Source organism: Rhizobium sp. 2YAF20, from assembly GCF_052114685.1.
In the GTDB taxonomy this organism is placed as follows: domain Bacteria; phylum Pseudomonadota; class Alphaproteobacteria; order Rhizobiales; family Rhizobiaceae; genus Rhizobium.
Map to the genome: position 1 here is coordinate 64,722 of NZ_JBFRFF010000021.1, position 17,658 is coordinate 82,379.

Sequence of the window (17,658 nt, forward strand, 5' to 3'; positions counted from 1 at the left end):
CATCACCTGTGACATATGTTGCATTGCGTGAGCTTGGCGGGCTCGATGCCGTAGGTTTTCACCACCAGCTCGCCAAAATCCTTGTGAAGATCGGGATGGGCATCCCAGTCGGACCAGTCCATGCGGGTAACCTCGGCGGGCGGGCGCAGATTGGGTCCGGGATTGCGATGGCAGTTCAGACACCATTGCATCTGGAAGGGTTCCGCTCGGGTCATCAGCGGCATCTGATCGACGCGACCGTGACAGGTGACGCAGGGAACGCCGCGGGTGATATGGATGGAGTGGTTGAAGTAGACATAGTCGGGCAGGCGGGAGACGCGGTTCCAATGCAACGGCACATCGGCGGCGAGACTATGGCGCACCGGCGCCAGCATCGCCGCGCCCGTCCAGATTTGTGAATGGCAGCTCATGCAGGTATGCGTCGCGGGCAGCCCGGCCCGGGCGCTGGTTTCCACTGAGGTGTGGCAATAGCGACAGTCTATACCAAGCCCGGCGACGTGGTGCTCGTGGCTGAACGGCACGGACTGATCCTGCACCCATCCGACCAACGTGCCGTAGCTCGAGTCGGCGTAACCACCGACGACAAGAACAATCAGAAACATGCAGAGAAAAACGGCGAGCAGGGAAGCGCGCAATCGCGTGTCAGCGGAAGCGGTGAATATCTGCGCCACTTACTGCCCCTGATGGCCGGACCGGATAAAGACAAACGTGGCGGACAGGCGAAAGTTCCGGCGGACGTGATCGAACATCCGCCGGGCGCATTTCCTGCCGGCGGTCACGTGGGCGGCGCCGGCTGGCCGGGATGAAAGCCGACGCTGTAAATTACTGCGATAACGCAGGCGATCACGAAAATCGCCAGGATGAAGGCGATCATCCTGTGCCGCGTCCTTGGATGATTGGATGTCATGGGCAGAGTATTCTCCCCCCTCGCGTTCTGTCTACTTATCCTCGGTCTGCAAGCGTCCGAGAGATGCTTGATCTCCGGATCGCTGTTGCTTTCACCGAGCGCATCGCCGTCCTTGTCGGGATGCTCTTTTGCTATGTGCGTAGCGTGTTCTCCTAGGGCCTTCCCGTCGTGGAGACTTGGGCTATCGTGCCCGGGGCAGCGTTCTTCGGGTTTTCCTGTTCCAACTCGTTCTTTCTGTCGATCGCTACAGTTGCCCTGCAGGTTATCGGCGGAAGGGCCGCGGGCTGGATTTCCTCGCGGCCCTTCTTCAAACATCGTAGTTGAGCGAAGGTTCCAAGGAATCTGGCAGTTAGCCGGGCAGCAATGCTGTCCAGTTTGGCGGCAGCCCAGGAGCAGACAGTCCTCGGATAGGTTGGCTCCGACAAAGCGTGCTGATTGCCGTGCCCTGACGGTGGGTTGGAGAAAAGCAGTCCGCGATGACGAAATTGTTGCGCCGTAATTACATTCGCAAACCCCAGTTCGGAAAAAGTTTCATAAATCGCATTACGGTCCGCTCGTGTTCGTGCGTCTCCCTGGATATGCGTTCCCGGTCTGTGCTCATAACGTCGCATAAGGTCTCAATGGGAACGCCGAAGCATAGGAAGGCCAAATCGCGTCACACGCTGACCCGTTTGGATTTAGTGGTCTCCGGTTTGATCCACTCATGAGCGGCAATCCAACTGGCCGCTGCGATTGCTCGATCCACATGAGGTGAGCCAGCCGGAGCGGTTGTGCGCTCGAGTGCGATCGGCAGCGGAAGGCGATTTGGCTGTCGCCGAACTTGTTCGACGCCCCCTTTAGCCCAACAGGCGGCGATGTGAGCTCGTGTGTGGGTAGACTGCCAGCGCGATAGTCGTTATCGGCAGGACATGTTGCGACGCTGAAGAGGTCGCTGAAAAAATACAACGGACACCGAAGGCTTCTCAACGTGAAAAAAATCCAACGCAGCTTTGCCGTCGAATACAAATCTGGTCGGCGGAAACTCAACTCCAAACCAAACTCGATCTGGGGAGACAGGGATCTCAAGTCCGTTGCGCACGATCTGCAGGAGGGGGCAATGCCATTGCCGCCGGGAGCTTCACCGATTAGCGGCAGCGAGATGTCTTTCGCCGGAGAAGAACAGGCCGCTGCGGCGTTGACACTGTCGCATCAGCAGGAGACAAATGCATCGGCTTTACAGGAGACCGCAATGGCCGACGAAAACGATACGATGACGAATGCTGACACGCCGGCCGCAACGGCGCCCGATCTACCCAAGAAGCAGCGCAAACCTCGCGCTAAGAAGGCGGCGCCTGAGACGGCCTCAGTCACTGTTTCGGCGGAACCGCCAGCGGCTTCGAGCGCCGCAGCTGGAAAGCAGAAGAGAGGACGTAAGGCAAAGTCTGACGAAGGCTCGGCGATTGCCAAGCGTGTGCCTGTCAAACGAGCTCCGAGGGCTGTGCAGACAGCGACTACACCGACTGTGGCGGCCGTTGATGAGTTCGCGGATCTTCTGCAGCTGGAAGAGGAGAACCAACGATTGCGCAAGCTGCTGGCCGAGAAGCTCCGTGCTGAAAATGCCGATCTGCGCAAGCGGCTCAATCTCGGTTGATCGGCAGCATTGGGCCAAGCGCTGATGCTTCTCGAGATGATCATTGTGGCGGCGGTTATCCTGCCGCCAACGCTTTTGTCCGCAGCTCGCATGCGGGCGGGATTTGAGGTCGAATAAAATGGCGTCTCCATGGAAACTTCTTGCTCGGCTGGTGTCACCGCGACGGTCGACGAAAAGCCGGTCCCTCACGGTCAATCGGATGCGGTGTCAGCGGCCAAGGATCATTCCGACGAAACGGCAGGCGGTGATGATGGCACGGCAGATATCGAGGGCGCCAAGCCCGTCGAGGCGGCTGATCCCGCCTTATCCGATGGCGCCGGTACAGCCGCACGCGACGCATCAAAACCCTCGCAGACTGGCGAAGGTACAGCGCGAAAGCGCAGCAGACGGGGCCAGATCCCACATCTTGATCGACCCGTTAACTTGACGGTGCCCCCTGGCGCAATCCGTGGCGAAGAAGGGCGACGAGCGCCTGCGCCCGCGGGTCGATCCGCCGGCGCCGACGGCGAATGCCGAAAAGTTCTCCGGGCAGGACCTAATCCCTGGGTGCCAATTGGCGGCTGATCGCCATAGATCGCTGCCATCGAAGCGCGTGGGCGCAGGGGATCGGGCGCGATAGAACATTGGGACGGCAATCGTTTCCTCGTGAGGGCAACGGCCGGCGCGAGGCAAAGCCGGGATCAAAGCCGTCACGGGCCTATTCCTGACTGGAAACGAACAAACGCCGGTGTGGTCGCGGGCTATCCGTCCGCGACCAAATTGCCCTTCGTGACCGGGTCAACGGCGCGGTGTGATCAGCGTTAACGCGGGCTCGTTCCGGCCACCGAGATTTCGGCCAAACGGGTTGAGCGCGACAAGGATCGCCATGGCGATCACCAGCAGCGATACGCCGGCGAGCAGAGAAGAGACACGCATTCTCCCTGTCCTTGTTCTCTCTCATCGACGGGCCACGAGAGAGGTTCTTTGAGAGCCAGTGCCCACTATTCAATGAGTGAGGATTCTTGCCTCTTCGGCCGCCGCAAGGAACTCGGAGCGTGCCTGCTCGGCACCGACCCGGCCAGCGATTGCCCCGCGGCAAGCGCTGCGGGCGCTGATGAAATGCGCGCCGCGCCTGTCAGGCCAAAGATCGGTCAGGCAGATCATCGCATCGAACGGTCCCGTGATGGTCCGATACCCCCAAACGCCGAAACCCACTTCGATTGGACTGCTCCATTTGTCGGTCATGATGTTTCCTCCTCGGAAGGATCGCTCTTGATGGCGACCGCTCTTCCGACCGTTGAGTAAAGAACCGAATCTGCGCAAATTCAATCGCTTTCATGCACTGTGCGGTTGCGTACGATGGAACGCAGTGCCCGATCCGGCGACCGCAATGGGGAGCCGCCTTGCTGCTATCTATCGCCGCCATTAGAGCGCATAATGCCAGCAAGGCATTCTGCGAGCCCAAAGGCTCGGGCCGGACCTGGGACGTTCGTCCTCCCTCTCGGTTCCCCCAGATTGCTCCCCAGCCTGAAATGTCAAAAGCGTACAGAGCCGATGACCGATCTTGGCGAGACCGACGCTCTCGTCGCATAAACTGTCTGTCGCCCGTTGAGGTGACGGTTCACGGAGAGCGGGCGTCGTCCCCATCGCAGATCGCATGGCAGAATTCGATCAATCGACCGTCGGAAACCGGCTGCTCAAGGCCCTTCCGGAGCAGACCTTCGCCGCTTTGCGTCCGCACCTGACCGCGCTCGACCTGCCGCTCAGATATGTGCTGACCGAAGCCAATGAGCCGAATGAATTCGTCTATTTCATCGAGAGCGGGCTTGGCTCGGTGGTTGCCACCAGCTCGGACGACGAAAGGATCGAGGTTGGGCATGTCGGCTGGGAAGGTCTGGGCGGATATCACGTCGTTCTGATGACTGACCGAACACCGAACCGGACCTTCATGCAGACGCCGGGCACTGGCCTGTCCGTGCCAGTTGCCGCATTCCTCGATATTCTCGACGGCCACAAGGCGGCGCGGGACCTCTTCCTGCGTTATGTTCACTCCTGCGAAGTGCAGCTTGCCCATTCGGCTCTTGCCAATGGCCGCTACAGCATGCAGGAGCGGCTGGCCCGCTGGCTGTTGATGTGCCACGACCGTCTCGGCGGCGACCACCTTCTGCTGACACATGAATTCCTGGCGCTGATGCTCGGTGTCCGTCGTTCCGGTGTGACCAACGAACTCCACATCCTCGAAGGCCTCCATGCGATCAAGGCGACGCGCGGCAACATCCAGGTGATCGACAGGGAGCGGTTGGAGGAAGTGGCGGGCGGTTGCTACGGCCTGCCTGAACGCGAATACGAGCGCCTCATTGGCCTGCCAATCGCTGTGGAGAGAAAGCGAGCAAGCTAGGCTTTCGGGTTGATCGCATCGGTAAAGGGCAGAATGAACAAGACTTCGCCCGCATCGTTGCTGATTTCGACGCTACGGCCGGAGATGTCGTCGCCCTCAAGGATCGCCGCGCTCATCAGGCTTCTGGCGTCCAACAGGGCTTCTGCCCTCGCCTCCTCGAGGGAAAGAAGCTCGGTGCCCTCCTCGTCTTCTATGATGGTCGACCCTGCACGGACGTTGAAATAGAACCTGGGCATCAGGCCTCTCTTGCCATAGCAAAATCCAGTTATGCTTCAGATCGCCCCGGAAGAGGCGTGAGCCGACCCAGGCTAGAGGTTGGAGCGCCGCATGTCTGCGTTCAATAGCCATCTGACTTGCTCCAAGGTTCTGCGACTTCGCGCAAAACTTTAGTGATCGAGCACGTCGCCTGCAAGGCGCCGCGCTACCATCCCGATAAAATCGAATTCCTCCAAGGCATAATGCTGGTCGCTTCCGACGATCGCAATGGTGAGGAACTCGCGCGTTGAACCGAAGATCGATGAAACGCGCACGATCTGAAGTTCACGCTCGGCGTCAGTTCCAATCCTTCGCCTTGCCCAATAAAATTGCTCGGCCACGAGGTCACTTAGGGTAATCATGTCAGCGGACCATTGCAGCGCGCGCCGGGATTTCCGTCGCGTTCATGGGCGAAGTTTCGCTGTCTGGCCAAGTCCGCCGCGGCTTGCCCAGGCGATAGCCGTCCCACCTGTGGTCACCGCAAAACCACTGGGTCTGGCCCATGTCTACGTCGTAGCCGAATCCGCCCCAGTTCGTACAGTCCGGGTGTTCACAGAGGTGGGCGTACGCAGAGTGCTCGTCCGCAGCTTGGCTATTCTGGGTGGTATCGTCAGCCATCGATATGTCCGTCCTTCGCCTGAAATCGCTCTTCCTCCAAAGAAAAAGCCGGGGCCCCTGCAATGGAATCGCCCGCCGCAAGGGTAGGGTTGTGTGGTTAACCGCCCGTTTAGAAGTGTCTTAGACGCGTTGGTCGAGAAGCTGGGGCGAAGAGGGGTCGCAAGAGATCCTCCATCGGATCATCGACGAACTCTCCCGCGCAGGCAAAGGCCTATGCTTTCATCGGAACCCGATCACGACTTCGTAGTTCGTACCTCAAGCAGACGGGAGTTCAGGCCGACGGAGCGCTTGTTTCTATTCTCCTAGGAGCTACCCGCAGCAGAAGAAGAAGTGGAGAATTAGAATGAGCGATTCTAACACGACGACCAACCACAACGAAATTCGCAAGTGGGTGGAGGCCCGAAATGGGAGTCCAGCCGTCATCCGCACGCGGGGCGAAGGCGGTTTGCTCCGGATCGATTTCGGCGAAAAGGAAGAAGAGTTTGACGAGATAGATTGGGACGCGTTCTTCCGGATTTTCGACGAAAACAACCTGGCCTTTCTTTATCAAGATGAAACAAAGGACGGCAAGACAAGCCGCTTCAACAAGTTCATCGAGCGGGGACGGTGATCGATGAACTCGATTGATTAGACCCTACTTCAGTCTGCGCCGATCGAGCAGGATTCGCATCTCGCCAAATCGCCTCTTGCGATCGGCATCGCTGTCGCCAGTATAGCAGGTGGTAAAGGCGCAAAAGCGCGTCAGATTGAAGGGCGGCTCCGTCGACTGGAAGCGTGGAACATGCAGCCCGCCCAGAGATTTACTGTGATGTGTAGTCTTCTGAGGAGAGGCACAATGAAACTCGTTCCCATAGCCGCCAGCGTTGCGGCAATTCTTTCGTGCATCATGTTTTCAAGCCTGTCTGCCAACGCCCAGGGACTCGATATCGAAATAGGAAAACATGGCATTCGCCCGGTGATTAGGGACGACGAGCCTCGCGATGGCTGCGCACCGGGAGAGGCGATCGCGGCCGCTCGAGAGCAGGGATTTCATCATCCAAGGATCGTCAGGGCTACTGAGCGTCGGATCGTCGTTGAAGGAATGACCGATAGCGGGCTCGACCGTATCAGTTTTGCAAATGTTCCAGGTTGCCCCGAACGCTAAAACATCTAAGCGCGTGCCCCGCCATCGGGGTACGCTCGCCTTGCCCAGCAAGACGCAAGGCGGCGCGCGCAGCCTTCAATGGCAAACCAAGCACGACAATACTTTCGATGACATGACAGCTCGTTTGGCGTGACGTCGGAACCAACTGTCGATAGCCGTATTGACTCTCCGTTACGACGAACGCTGGGAGGAGGCCTATGTCCCCTATTTCAGATAAAAAATGGTCCCGATGCGTCTACGTGATGTGTGTGGCCGGCTCGACGCCTACCTGATCGTCTGCTCGACAAAGAAGGCAGAGAATATTCTGACCTACAAGTGGACGGTTGAGAATGGTGCTGAACGGCGGCAGGCGCTGGAGGTCTGCGCTGAAGTGATGAACGGCAATCTTCCTCCGGACGAGGCACGGCATGCCTTTATCCTCGCGACAAAAGAGGCCGGCCTCGTCGCGGCCGATACGCCAAGGCAATTTGCCTTCGCAATGCCAACGGGTACCGAGACGGCCGGGACAAGCCACTACGCCAAGCCGGGGCGGTAAGCCAAGCAGCATGGAAACCGGGAGCCTACGCCTGGCGCCCAGCGCTCGGGGTGCGGCTGTTAAAACCCTGACTGTTGAACTAATGGTCAAATCGCGCAGAGGTTCCCAGCCGCGAAAGCGGAATGTCGTCGCCGACGAGTTCAATTTCGAGGGCCTTCAGCAGGCGCTCGGGAGTATTGTTGCCGTCATTATAGAGGGTGATTGCCAGCGATACTAAATAATCGTCCGGGTCGTCTCGCGTCCGAATGCACCATTCGGTCAAGGCATCGAGGACAACCACTGGATCTGCATGGAAAAAAGCTCCAGAAAGGCCATTCATCGCAGCCCCCACTCAGCGAGCGGATGATACGCTCCACTAGCGCTCGCAATCGGATTTTAAACCTTGGGAAATTCGATTCAACCGTATGTCCGATTCCGCACAATTGCGATCATTCAAACCCACCTCAGCGGGGCGGCGGCCAGGTGAAACCGCGAGGAAGGGCGCGGACGTCCTTGATTCCAGCCAATTGCGCAATTCCGTGATGTAGCGGCCGTTGGGCGTCTCCAGAAATGGCTTCTCCCTTCCTCAAGCGGCGCTCTCCGGCGTCGGTGGAACTTTCCTGAGCCGGAAGAAGTATCGCGGTTCGTCGCATCGACGACCATCATACCGGCGACTTCGTGATCGTCCACTCTCCGGAAGAAGTCGGCGATGGGCTGCTTGTCGTAGACCATCGCGGTGGTCTCTGCGCCGTCTATCCTACGAAGGGTCAGCATCGCCGTCGTGTCGCGGGCGCGGAAGACCTCCTGGAGATGCGAGAATAGGTTCCGAGCCACGAAAGTTTTTGCAAATGGAGCGAGCCGGATCGCCAGCTCGATCGGGAAGAAGGATGGCTCGAGTGGAACGACACGACCGGGCCTACACTGGAACAACAAGGCATCGGCCTTCAGATCAGGCTGGAAACGCTTGCCGAACCAGCCGAGGTTTTCCATCACTCCGTCGAGAGGGTGTCCCGACGGAATGCCTGTTCCGCGCCACAGGCCGACCATCTCCTCAGGCAGGACAGGCTTCATCGATGCGAACCACGCAATACGTTCTTCCTGCCGCCCGTCCTTCATTTCGCCTCTTGCCTTCGGAAAGTCTCCTGCGTCCCTTCCTCGGGCAGCCCGCGTCCGCAGTCGGCCCAGTCGAGACGGCTTTCGACGCCATAATGTTCTGCGGGACGAATGCGTTCCGGATGATCGAGAGAACCCGCCGTGACACGAATGAGATCATCGCCGTCGTATTGGAGATAAAGAGGCGTCCCGCAGTTCGGACAGAAGCCGCGCTTGGCGATCGGCGACGACCTGTAGGAGGAGGGCGGCACGCTTGTCCAACGAAGGTCTTCGAGATTCGCCTGAACAAGAACTGCGAACGGTCCGCCGGTCGCCCTCTTGCACATGTCGCAATGGCAGTATCCCGAGTGAGGTGGATCGCCCTCGAACTCATAGCGGCACCGCCCGCACAGACAGCCTCCAGTCCAACGCGAAGCCATGGCCAACTCCTAGCGCGTCGCGCCGTAGACGAAGGCAAGCGCGGCGACGATGGCAACCGCTGCGATGGGCCGCTCGCGAACCTTGCCTTCGACATCATGCACGAAGTTTCGCACTTCGGACCCGGCGAACGACGTCGCACTGGGTGCGACTTCAGAGGCCGTCTCGGCGATGCGGTCCGCATCCCTTCGAAGTGCACGCAGTCCCTCCTGTGGGGCAGTGACGCCATGCTGGGACCGCCGACCTTCTCCGGTCGACTTGAGCGCCTCCTCGACGAGCGGAAAGTCTTCATTCGTTGCCGGCCGCTTCCGCAGGCGGTCGGCTTCGTCGGCGTCGGTTCTACCAGCCGGGATGGCGGTGATGGTGGCGGAGACAGGATCCGACGCGGGGAAGCTGTCTTCAAGTCCGGTGTCGAGGTCACCTTTCGAAGCACGTTTTCGCTGCTCGGCCTGCTCGATCTCCATCGACCGTACTGCTGGGGATTCCTTGGGGTCTGGCATGACATCCTCCTGTGTGGGTGAGAAAGACCAACGAGCCTCCAAAGTTCCATGCACCCGGAAGTCGACGCTAAACGAGCATCTCCTGCTGCAAACTTTTTCGTTGGTTCCACGTTGTACCCGCAACAATCGAAGGGAGAGCCCAATGTCATCCGAAGCCACCATCGCGAAACAGCGAGAAATCCAGGATCAGGTCGAGAAGGCGGACAAGAAGGAAAAGCCGAAGCCTTCCCGAGCGATGCAGGCGGGTGCCCGCCGCTATCCAGAGCCGCCCTTTCCGAAGGTGCATCAGGACAAGCCCGGCTCGGAGGCCGATCTTCCTGTCGAGCCGATGTACGACGCGCCGTTCTACAAAGGATCCGAGAAGCTCAAGGACAAGGTCGCGCTGATCACCGGCGGCGACTCCGGCATCGGGCGTTCGGTCGCCATCCTGTTCGCACGTGAAGGGGCCGACGTCGCCATCGTCCATCTCGACGAAAACGAAGACGCCGAGGCAACAAAAGGCTGCAGTGGAGAAGGAAGGGCGTCAGTGCATGGTCATTCGTGGCGATGTAAAGGACGCCAAGTTCTGCCGGACGGCCGTTGAGAAGACGGTGAAGCAGTTCTCCCGCCTTGACGTCCTGGTAAACAACGCCGCCTTCCAGGTCCACACGGCCGATATCGAAGACCTGACGGACGAGCATTTCGATGAGACGCTGAAGACGAACCTCTACGGCTATTTCCATATGGCGAAGGCCGCGATCCCGCATCTGAAGAATGGCTCGGCGATCGTCAACACGGGATCCGTTACGGGTCTTGAGGGATCGAAGGAACTACTCGACTATTCGATGACCAAGGGCGGCATCCATGCATTCACGAAGGCGCTATCCAGCCAACTGGTCCCCAAGGGCATTCGCGTAAACGCCGTCGCGCCAGGCCCGGTCTGGACGCCGCTCAACCCATCTGACAAGCAGGCGGACGACATCGAGAAGTTCGGCGGCCAGACGCCGATGAAGCGCGCAGCGCAGCCCGAAGAGATCGCGCCCGCGTACGTCTTTTTGGCGTCGCCGCAGATGTCCAGCTACATCACCGGCGAAGTTCTGCCGATCGTCGGCGGCTACTGAAGAGTTCGACAAGTTCGATGAATGGAGAACGACGATAGGAACCATCACACCGAAGGACGGAACTCCCGGCACCACGGACCAGACGCCGCGCTGGGAGGGGCCTCAAAAATACACGCCTCCGGGCTACATGCCTGCAAAAGACAATCCTGACACCGCGCGCGACGCTAACGGAGAAAGCGGGCGTGAGGTAGTAGGGCTTGTCGAAGTAGACGTCGTCGACGTCGGAGCACGGAGGTGATTTCATCGGGATCGATCATGACGTACTGACCGTTCTCGATTTCGAAGCCCTTGGCCTGCGCTTCGCAGATCGTCGGTCTCGCTATCGACAAAAACACGGTTCACCCGGTTGCCGGTCGCCTTGTTGATGGTGTTGAAGGCGATGCGTTCGGTGGTCGATGCCGCCGTACGGAGCGCAACGCCGAATGAAACCTCTGCGACTTTTAGGAAACCTTTCCACTGTGCCCGCTGCGCTGCCATGTCCATCCCTGCGACTCGCAACCCAAAGGGACTGAACGGCGGCTCAAGTGACTCGTTCCGATTCAAAATCGAATCTAATGTCAATAGGTTAGCGACGTTATCAACCGAATGATTTCGGACAATCGAGACTGGGGAGGAACATGTCTGGGCTAGTTGGCGGCGCGCCACGCTGGAAGAACTCGTTCACCATCTCGGCTCAGCGAAACCGACAACGGTTCGGCTCACAATTAAATCGTTGGAACAAAGAGGCTTTTTCGCTGTTTCCTCGCCACCAACAGGAGGAACACCCATGAGAAAACTTGCAATCCTTTCTCTTGCCCTCGCCGTGACCGCATCGGTCGCCTTTGCGCAGAGCCAGACCCCTACGACATCGCAAACCACCCCCGCCGTTAAGACCGAGCAGAACCCCGGCGCCCCGGTCGCAGGCAAGAACTCCTTCACCGAAGCGCAGGCGAAGTCGCGCATCGAGGAAGCAGGGTTCAAGGACGTCACGGGATTGAAGCTCGACGATCAGGGCGTCTGGCGCGCCACCGCTTCCAAGGATGGCAAGCAGGCGGGCGTCTCCCTGGACTTCCAGGGCAACGTGACGATGGCCAAGTAAAACGACAACGACGAGGAGAGACTTCCATGAGAACGATCATTGGACTCTATGACAATTACGACGACGCCCGCGCTGCCGTTGAGGCCCTCGAAGATGCCGGCGTTTCCTCCGACGACATCAGCATCGTCACCAACAAGGCGAACGGCCCTGACGTCGAAGGTCAGGGCAGTCATGCCGCTGATGGCGCTGGCGCCGGTGCCGGTATCGGCGCCCTCGCGGGCGGCGCAGGCGGCCTTCTGACTGGCCTTGGCCTGCTGGCCATTCCGGGCGTTGGCCCGGTGGTGGCGGCAGGATGGCTTGCCGCGACCGCCGCCGGTGCGGTTGCAGGTGCGGTGGCGGGCGGCGCGGTTGGCGGCATCGTCGGCGCGATGGTAAGAGCAGGCGTGCCTGGGGACGAGGCGAATTTCTATGCCGAAAGCATCCGTCGAGGCGGCTCCGTCGTCGCCGCGAAGGTCGATGAAGGGAAAGTCGCGCAGGCGCAGGCGATCCTGGACAGCACGCGTCCGGTAGATGTAGCAGCCCGTCGCGCGAGCTACATCGAAGAGGGCTGGACCCGGTTCGATGAAGCGGCCGCCCCCTATACGCCGGAGCAAATGGCTGCCGAGCGTGAGCGATATCGAACAAACCGTCTTTAAGACACCTGGGAGCGGCCGGCTTCTTGTCGGCTGCTCCACGCCTTCTGCGCTTAACGGTCACAGCAGGTTAAGGATGTTTAAGCCGCCGCCGCAGTTTGGAGCTCATCATACTCGATAGAAGCTTGATCCCAGTGTTCGCCATCATAACCGTCAGAGCGGCCGGCCTCTTCCCATAGCGCATGGGCCTGAGGAGCGACCCATTCGTCCCGGACTTCCACCGGGGACCCTTTTCCAACTCACGATTTCCCGGTGCTCGTCACCACCCCCGGCACATCGCCTCTTAACAGCGGCCGCAGTTTGTAGTGAAGGACGTATCCGCTTGCAGGAATAAGGCGCCCGCTGGAGAACTAGGTTGCCGTAGTGAAATTCGCAAGTCGCACCGGCTGACGCAGGAGCATTGCGGCCATCACCGGCAACACTGAGTGACTGGTCCTCAAAATCGAGACCGGTACGCTCGAGCGGATCGCCCATTTGTTCGGCTTCACGCTCGGGTTCATGCCGAAATTGAGCCAACTCATGTCGACTTATGACTTTAGATCTCTATCTCGCCGGGGATTGATGCAGAAGGAGGACAGGCATGTATATCGACGGGGGGTGTCAGTGCGGGCAAGTGAGGTATGAGGCGGACGTTGACCCTCGCGAAATTACGATCTGCCACTGCACGGACTGTCAAAGACTAACGGGCACCGCCTATCGCGTGACGGTCAGCGCGCTTCGGCAGAAGTTCCGCATCACCTGCGGCGACCCGAAGGAGTATATAAAAATCGCTGACAACGGTCGTCGACGAATGCAGTACTTCTGCTCAAACTGCGGGTCGCCAATCTACACGACAGGCGAGCTGCAGGACGCTGATCAGGTCGGCATCCGGCTCGGTACCATAAACCAGCGGCAAGATCTCAAGCCATGGGCGCAGTTCTGGTGTTCTTCGGAACTGCCATGGGCTCAGGATCTTCGAGCGTTGCCGCGACACGACGACTGAAAGGCGCGGTTGGTCGAAATCCGTCTATCTCACCCACGACGCCGCCGGCATCTTCAACGAGCAAGTCATATTTGCCCCGTTCCACAGGGGCAGCGGCCGAATCTGCTACAGTGCAACCTTCGGCAACCTTATGGTTCTCCTGAAAGTTGATGCACAAACTGCCACTGACCAACGCGACCAAAAATTAGGTCGCCGGGGGCTCGATCGCTTTCCCGAGGCGGTCCAGCTCGAGCGAATAGCAGAACAGTCCAAACAGTATGATGACGATCGAAACCGCCCTGATAAGCGCCTCGCCGAACGGAGGCAGCGCTCCCAGTTCAGGCAAATGTCTGAAGAATATGGCCGAGAAGAATGCGCCCCCGAACACGAAGCTGAGGCGAGCTGCGAAGAATACCAGATGAGCAATGAACGTGTTGTGGCATGGTGGTTGGACGGTCACCCATCGAACCCTCGCCCAATAGCATGTTTGAAGTAGGAGCGTGCCTGCGAACGCGCCAAGCTGCCTGGACGGGCGGATGTCCTGCTGCTCGCCGAAGTGTGTGATCACCGAATAGAAGATCGGGAACACGATCCACAACAGGAAGCCAACTGCCAGCGTTTGAATTGCCAGAAGTATGAAATAGGTGATCCTTTCCCGCGCCTTCGACTGCATCTTCAACCGGACTGCCTCCCATGCCCGTCAAGTCCACGAGCGATATCACCATGCGTCCTTATAGCGCCCACGACACGAGGTCAGCGCCGGCAATCAAGCCTCCTTCTGCGCCGCCGCCTTGTCAGGCCACCTTCTGACTATTGCGGCCATAGTCGCCTGATGATCGGCTACCGAAACCTGAGACCTTCTTCCTCGGCATCAGTTAATGATTGCCATCCTCGAGCTAGAGGATTTGGATGTTCTTGGAATACATGTGGCAATATGCCTCGTCTTTGGTTCCCCTCGTAAGTTCTTCCTGCGGGATCACGATTGCTATGAAGCGTCTAGCGGGCACAGTTACGCGCAGCAGTCCCCGCTTTACAGTTTGCTGCCTTCGAGGGCTGTGCTTCTGATCCGGTGAGATCATTCACGTCGCTGGCATAGTTGTCGCGGTCGCGCTTCAGGCGTTTCGGCGCGCCGCCAGCGCAAGCGCCGTCGCCATCGATACGCGCGCATGCCATCGCCGACCCGGAGGTACATGGGGCCCTCCGAGTGAGGAGCAAGCCGAAGTGGATGATTTTTTGCATGAGAGACCCTCCCTGCGAGTTTCTCCGACAACCTTCTTCGTACCCGCTGGGTTCCGTTCTGAAAACACTTGATCTGTGGCATTCCCAAAATAGAACGCAATTTTGATGAATGGTCTCGATCCGGCGCATTCGACCACTCGACGTCGCCGACAAGTTCACGCGCATAGCGATCGGTAAGCAGCTTGTTCGGATTGAAGCGATGACCGTGTTCCAGATCTTACGGTCCATGGACACGATAGCCGTAAAGGGCCCCGCGCTTCATACCGGGAATGTAGCCATGCCAGATCTCATTGGTATAATCCGGCAAGGGGATCCGCTCGATCTCCCGGTTTCCGTTCTCGTCGAAGAGGCAGAGCTCTACTTTTTCGGCATAGGCGCTGAACAGTGCGAAATTGACGCCGTCGCCATCGTAATTTGCCTCCAGACGCGAGAATTCGCCCGGTTCTATTACCTGCCGCCCGACTTTTTCCGTCATCGGCGTCCTCCTTGCTGCTGCGCGAAACCCGGTATGATCGGATTTGTTCCGATAACAGCCAGCCTCGAGCCGGCCGCAGTGTCGTTGCTCAGGAAACCGAAACGACAACGGAGAGCGGATAATCTGTGAGGATCGACGAGGCTGCGATATCGCCGGCATCGACGAATTTTCCTGTCAGCAGATCCCGTGTCGGTCCGCCAAGCCGTGGCGGGATCAATACCGCCGTGTCCTGCCAGAAATCGGCCCCTCCTTTGTCCATGCCGGAGGCGGCATAGTCGCCCAGCAGGCGGGGGGCGATCGTTATCGCCGTCTGATCTCCATAACGGCGCGCAAATGCGACAAGATTGTCCTGCCGTCGACCGATGACATCGAGTGGTTGGTAAAGCCCCTCAAGAAACAGCTGCGGTCGCTCGTTGCGATACCGCAATACGGTTCTTATGATGTGGCGTTTCCGCGATGCCGCCTGCCGGGCGTTGGAAGAGGTGTCGCCCGTGCCGGGTTCGCCAAGGGATGAATAATCAACGATCCTGCGGTTATCCGGGTCAACCAGACTGAAATCCAGACCTTCGCATCCCTGATAAATATCAGGAATGCCGGGTGCGGTAAGTTTGATCAGGGTTTGAGACAGGCTGTTCAAATAGCCCAGCTCGGCAAAGAGGCGCATGGTCTTGTCGAAGTCCGTTACGAAGCCATGATTGTCGGGAGAAACCAGCGCTGCGGCATACCCCAGCACGGCTTCTTCGTAATTGGTGTTTCGCGCCACCCAGTCGGTCCGCAGCTTCGCCTCCCTTATGGCCTTTTCGACGTAGGCGACGAAACGGGTCTGCAGCTCCTCGGTTCGACTGTGTTCGAGATCGTCGGGCCAGATTCCCGCCAGGGCTTGGTAGAGCATCCATTCGACATTGGGTTCCGGCGCCAGCCCATCCGAAAGGTTGCGGCGAAAAGCCATGTTCAATTCGCGCCACCGTCCGATGCCTTCAATCCAGACGTCGGGGCACTCGGAGACAGCGTAAAGGCGGCCGCGCGCATCTTCGCCGCGCTTCGTGTCGTGCGTCGATGTGGCCGAAAGCCCATATCGTTGAAGCCGCGTGCGATCTACCATCATCCGATGAAACATCGGGACGCCACCAGGCGTTTGGCTCGGGTCGCCGCCGACTTCATTGGCAGCAATGAGACGATTGTACCGATAAAACAGCGTATCCTCCACGGCTTTTGCCATGATTGGGCCGCTAAGTTGCTGAAATCTTGTCCGGAATTCGAAGGCATCTGCGCCGCCGATTTCGCCTCTCAGTATCCGTAGGATCATCCCCAGCGCAGGAATGGGCTGCAAACTCGGCTGAATTTGTGCGCTCGCGCCGGCAAGGATCTCTTCATCCCGGGCCTCCAGTGGCCTCCGGCAGCCGTAAATGCGGTAAACTGGAAAAGCGATCAGCAATTCCTCGAGCGCAGACGAGATATCGTCGAGACCAAGTTCAGGGCAAATCGCCAGGGCAAGTTGGATAAGCCGTCTGATCTCGCCGGCAAAACTGCGGCGGATTATCAGCAGCTTCGCTTCGCGCAAACTTGCATGAAAATCAGCCTGTTTACCGCCTGCGGCCACGTATGCCATGTCGATTTTGCGCAAGCCGTCGCCGGCAATGAAAAGATGCGCCATCGCCGAGATGAATTCGTAGCCGGTCGTTCCAGAGACAGGCCAGTCGGACGGCAAGGTTTCGTTGCTGCCAAGGATCTTCTCGACCACGATGAAAGTTTCCGCGCCGACGGCTTGACGCAGGCGCGTGAGATAGGCTTTTGGATCGGCCAATCCGTCAATATGGTCGATGCGAAGACCCTGCACCTTACCGGATCGAACCAGTTCAATGGTCAACCGGTGGACATCGTCGAAAACCTGGGGATCTTCAACCCGGATGCCAGCGAGCCCGCCGACATCGAAAAAGCGCCGGTAGTTGAGGTGAACGGTCGCGTCTTGCCAGTAGAGCAGCCGCCAGTGCTGCTCGGCAAGCAACTGCTTCATCCCAGTCGTATTCTGTGAAAAAGCTCTCAGCTTTTCGTCGTCTCCGTCCGTCTGCGCCAGTATGTGGCGGCTGCTGGCATCGCTCAGCGGGTAGTGCTTGTCGAAATAGGCAAGCATCACCAGATGTTCAGTTTGGTCGTAAGCAAGCTGCAGTTCCCGGGCCGCCAAAACTTCATCGAGCGGCTTGCCGAGCTGCGGCAAGGTCAGCTTCTCGTTCCAATCGATGTCGAAATGGCGAGCGTGGGGACTATGCCTCCCCCGTCGCAAAACATCACGCCACCACGCATTTTCAAACGACGCCGCCATATGGTTTGGAACAATATCGATGATGAGGCCGAGGCCGGCCCGCCGCAAGGCGACGACGAGACGCTCGAAGCCTTCCCGCCCGCCTATCGCCGGATCGATCTCATTCGCGTCGATGACGTCGTAACCATGTGCCGAGCCCCTGGCGGCGGTGAAAATCGGTGATGCATAAAGATGGCTGATGCCTAGGTCTTTGAGATGAGGGATAAGCCCGATCGCCTTATCGAAGGTAATGCTGCTGCGAAACTGCAGGCGGTAGGTGGACGTGGGAACGCTCATCGTGGCCTCTTTTTCCATTCGGCTACCTAACGATGCGGAGTCACATCTGTTCCAATCCGCAGGAACAGCAATGCAACAGCCGCGTTGGGGAGCGGCAATCGT

Annotated in this window: 21 protein-coding genes and 4 pseudogenes; 10 read left to right on the top strand and 15 right to left on the bottom strand. The window is 58.8% G+C overall.

All coding sequences use genetic code 11. From position 1 onward, the window contains the following. Positions 1–2: 2 nt before the first annotated feature. Positions 3–671, bottom strand: a complete 669-nt coding sequence (locus AB4Z52_RS21890) for a cytochrome c3 family protein (protein WP_442220004.1) — start codon at positions 669–671, stop codon at positions 3–5. 104 nt (positions 672–775) lie between these two features. After that, complete coding sequence (locus AB4Z52_RS21895) at positions 776–907, bottom strand: hypothetical protein (RefSeq protein WP_442220005.1); 132 nt, start codon at positions 905–907, stop codon at positions 776–778. A gap of 967 nt (positions 908–1,874) precedes the next feature. Between AB4Z52_RS21895 and AB4Z52_RS21900 the strand changes: the two genes are divergently transcribed. Beyond that, positions 1,875–2,537: a transcriptional regulator gene (locus tag AB4Z52_RS21900; protein WP_442220006.1), complete on the top strand. Its 663-nt coding sequence runs from the start codon at positions 1,875–1,877 to the stop codon at positions 2,535–2,537. Between the two features lie 430 nt (positions 2,538–2,967). Here AB4Z52_RS21900 and AB4Z52_RS21905 read toward each other — a convergent pair. From AB4Z52_RS21905 to AB4Z52_RS21915, 3 genes and pseudogenes are all read right to left on the bottom strand, one after another. Continuing rightward, positions 2,968–3,078: pseudogene (locus tag AB4Z52_RS21905) on the bottom strand (AraC family transcriptional regulator); the annotation flags it as partial. A gap of 236 nt (positions 3,079–3,314) precedes the next feature. Continuing rightward, a complete protein-coding gene (locus AB4Z52_RS21910; RefSeq protein ID WP_442220007.1) occupies positions 3,315–3,452 on the bottom strand; it encodes a hypothetical protein in 138 nt (45 codons plus the stop codon). A 69-nt stretch (positions 3,453–3,521) separates the two neighbouring features. Then, positions 3,522–3,761: a DUF982 domain-containing protein gene (locus AB4Z52_RS21915; RefSeq protein ID WP_442220008.1), complete on the bottom strand. Its 240-nt coding sequence runs from the start codon at positions 3,759–3,761 to the stop codon at positions 3,522–3,524. Positions 3,762–4,173: 412 nt separating this feature from the next. On the opposite strand from AB4Z52_RS21915, the gene AB4Z52_RS21920 reads away from it, so the two are divergent. Continuing rightward, the gene (locus tag AB4Z52_RS21920) at positions 4,174–4,914 is read left to right on the top strand and encodes a Crp/Fnr family transcriptional regulator (RefSeq protein WP_442220009.1); all 741 of its coding nucleotides are present in this window, start codon (positions 4,174–4,176) and stop codon (positions 4,912–4,914) included. Here the strand turns inward: AB4Z52_RS21920 and AB4Z52_RS21925 are convergent. Continuing rightward, entirely contained in the window at positions 4,911–5,150 is a 240-nt protein-coding gene (locus AB4Z52_RS21925; protein ID WP_442220010.1) for a DUF6894 family protein, read from the bottom strand. The two genes, AB4Z52_RS21920 and AB4Z52_RS21925, sit on opposite strands and share 4 nt — an antisense overlap. 150 nt (positions 5,151–5,300) lie before the next feature. After that, positions 5,301–5,531, bottom strand: a complete 231-nt coding sequence (locus AB4Z52_RS21930; protein WP_442220011.1) for a hypothetical protein — start codon at positions 5,529–5,531, stop codon at positions 5,301–5,303. A 599-nt stretch (positions 5,532–6,130) separates the two neighbouring features. On the opposite strand from AB4Z52_RS21930, the gene AB4Z52_RS21935 reads away from it, so the two are divergent. The 3 genes from AB4Z52_RS21935 (at position 6,131) to AB4Z52_RS21945 (ending at position 7,466) form a co-directional block, all read left to right on the top strand. Further along, on the top strand, positions 6,131–6,397 hold the full coding sequence (locus AB4Z52_RS21935) for a hypothetical protein (RefSeq protein ID WP_442220012.1): 267 nt from the start codon (positions 6,131–6,133) through the stop codon (positions 6,395–6,397). Positions 6,398–6,622: 225 nt separating this feature from the next. Continuing rightward, positions 6,623–6,931: a hypothetical protein gene (locus tag AB4Z52_RS21940; RefSeq protein WP_442220013.1), complete on the top strand. Its 309-nt coding sequence runs from the start codon at positions 6,623–6,625 to the stop codon at positions 6,929–6,931. Positions 6,932–7,151: 220 nt separating this feature from the next. Further along, on the top strand, positions 7,152–7,466 hold the full coding sequence (locus tag AB4Z52_RS21945; protein ID WP_442220014.1) for a DUF982 domain-containing protein: 315 nt from the start codon (positions 7,152–7,154) through the stop codon (positions 7,464–7,466). Between the two features lie 79 nt (positions 7,467–7,545). On the opposite strand, the gene AB4Z52_RS21950 is transcribed toward AB4Z52_RS21945, so the two are convergent. The 4 genes and pseudogenes from AB4Z52_RS21950 to AB4Z52_RS21965 all read right to left on the bottom strand — a co-directional run bounded on the left by AB4Z52_RS21950 (position 7,546) and on the right by AB4Z52_RS21965 (position 9,475). Continuing rightward, on the bottom strand, positions 7,546–7,785 hold the full coding sequence (locus AB4Z52_RS21950) for a hypothetical protein (protein ID WP_442220015.1): 240 nt from the start codon (positions 7,783–7,785) through the stop codon (positions 7,546–7,548). Between the two features lie 246 nt (positions 7,786–8,031). After that, positions 8,032–8,561, bottom strand: a pseudogene (locus tag AB4Z52_RS21955) (GXWXG domain-containing protein). Then, complete coding sequence (locus AB4Z52_RS21960; RefSeq protein WP_442220016.1) at positions 8,558–8,977, bottom strand: GFA family protein; 420 nt, start codon at positions 8,975–8,977, stop codon at positions 8,558–8,560. Before AB4Z52_RS21960 ends, AB4Z52_RS21955 begins: the two are co-directional and overlap by 4 nt. A 9-nt stretch (positions 8,978–8,986) precedes the next feature. After that, positions 8,987–9,475, bottom strand: coding sequence for a hypothetical protein (locus AB4Z52_RS21965; protein WP_442220017.1), 489 nt, complete (start codon positions 9,473–9,475; stop codon positions 8,987–8,989). A gap of 142 nt (positions 9,476–9,617) precedes the next feature. On the opposite strand from AB4Z52_RS21965, the pseudogene AB4Z52_RS21970 reads away from it, so the two are divergent. The 4 genes and pseudogenes from AB4Z52_RS21970 (at position 9,618) to AB4Z52_RS21985 (ending at position 12,288) form a co-directional block, all read left to right on the top strand. After that, positions 9,618–10,575, top strand: a pseudogene (locus tag AB4Z52_RS21970) (SDR family oxidoreductase). 34 nt (positions 10,576–10,609) lie between these two features. Continuing rightward, positions 10,610–10,813 carry a hypothetical protein gene (locus AB4Z52_RS21975; protein ID WP_442220047.1) on the top strand — a complete coding sequence of 68 codons (204 nt, stop codon included), beginning with the start codon at positions 10,610–10,612 and terminating at the stop codon, positions 10,811–10,813. A 528-nt stretch (positions 10,814–11,341) separates the two neighbouring features. Then, positions 11,342–11,653: a PepSY domain-containing protein gene (locus AB4Z52_RS21980; protein ID WP_442220018.1), complete on the top strand. Its 312-nt coding sequence runs from the start codon at positions 11,342–11,344 to the stop codon at positions 11,651–11,653. A 26-nt stretch (positions 11,654–11,679) separates the two neighbouring features. Then, positions 11,680–12,288, top strand: a complete 609-nt coding sequence (locus tag AB4Z52_RS21985) for a general stress protein (RefSeq protein WP_442220019.1) — start codon at positions 11,680–11,682, stop codon at positions 12,286–12,288. Between the two features lie 77 nt (positions 12,289–12,365). Here the strand turns inward: AB4Z52_RS21985 and AB4Z52_RS21990 are convergent, their stop codons facing one another. Then, entirely contained in the window at positions 12,366–12,506 is a 141-nt protein-coding gene (locus AB4Z52_RS21990; RefSeq protein WP_442220020.1) for a DUF2934 domain-containing protein, read from the bottom strand. Between the two features lie 359 nt (positions 12,507–12,865). Here AB4Z52_RS21990 and AB4Z52_RS21995 point away from each other — a divergent pair, with 359 nt between their 5' ends. Next, positions 12,866–13,267 (top strand): GFA family protein, encoded by a 402-nt coding sequence (locus AB4Z52_RS21995; protein ID WP_442220021.1) that lies wholly within the window; start codon positions 12,866–12,868, stop codon positions 13,265–13,267. Positions 13,268–13,451: 184 nt separating this feature from the next. Here AB4Z52_RS21995 and AB4Z52_RS22000 read toward each other — a convergent pair whose 3' ends face one another. The 3 genes and pseudogenes from AB4Z52_RS22000 to treY all read right to left on the bottom strand — a co-directional run bounded on the left by AB4Z52_RS22000 (position 13,452) and on the right by treY (position 17,556). Next, positions 13,452–13,919 carry a hypothetical protein gene (locus AB4Z52_RS22000; RefSeq protein ID WP_442220048.1) on the bottom strand — a complete coding sequence of 156 codons (468 nt, stop codon included), beginning with the start codon at positions 13,917–13,919 and terminating at the stop codon, positions 13,452–13,454. 690 nt (positions 13,920–14,609) lie between these two features. After that, a pseudogene (locus AB4Z52_RS22005) lies at positions 14,610–14,960 on the bottom strand (glycogen debranching protein GlgX); the annotation flags it as partial. Between the two features lie 88 nt (positions 14,961–15,048). Then, on the bottom strand, positions 15,049–17,556 hold the full coding sequence (gene treY, locus AB4Z52_RS22010) for a malto-oligosyltrehalose synthase (RefSeq protein ID WP_442220022.1): 2,508 nt from the start codon (positions 17,554–17,556) through the stop codon (positions 15,049–15,051). Between the last annotated feature and the right edge of the window lie 102 nt (positions 17,557–17,658).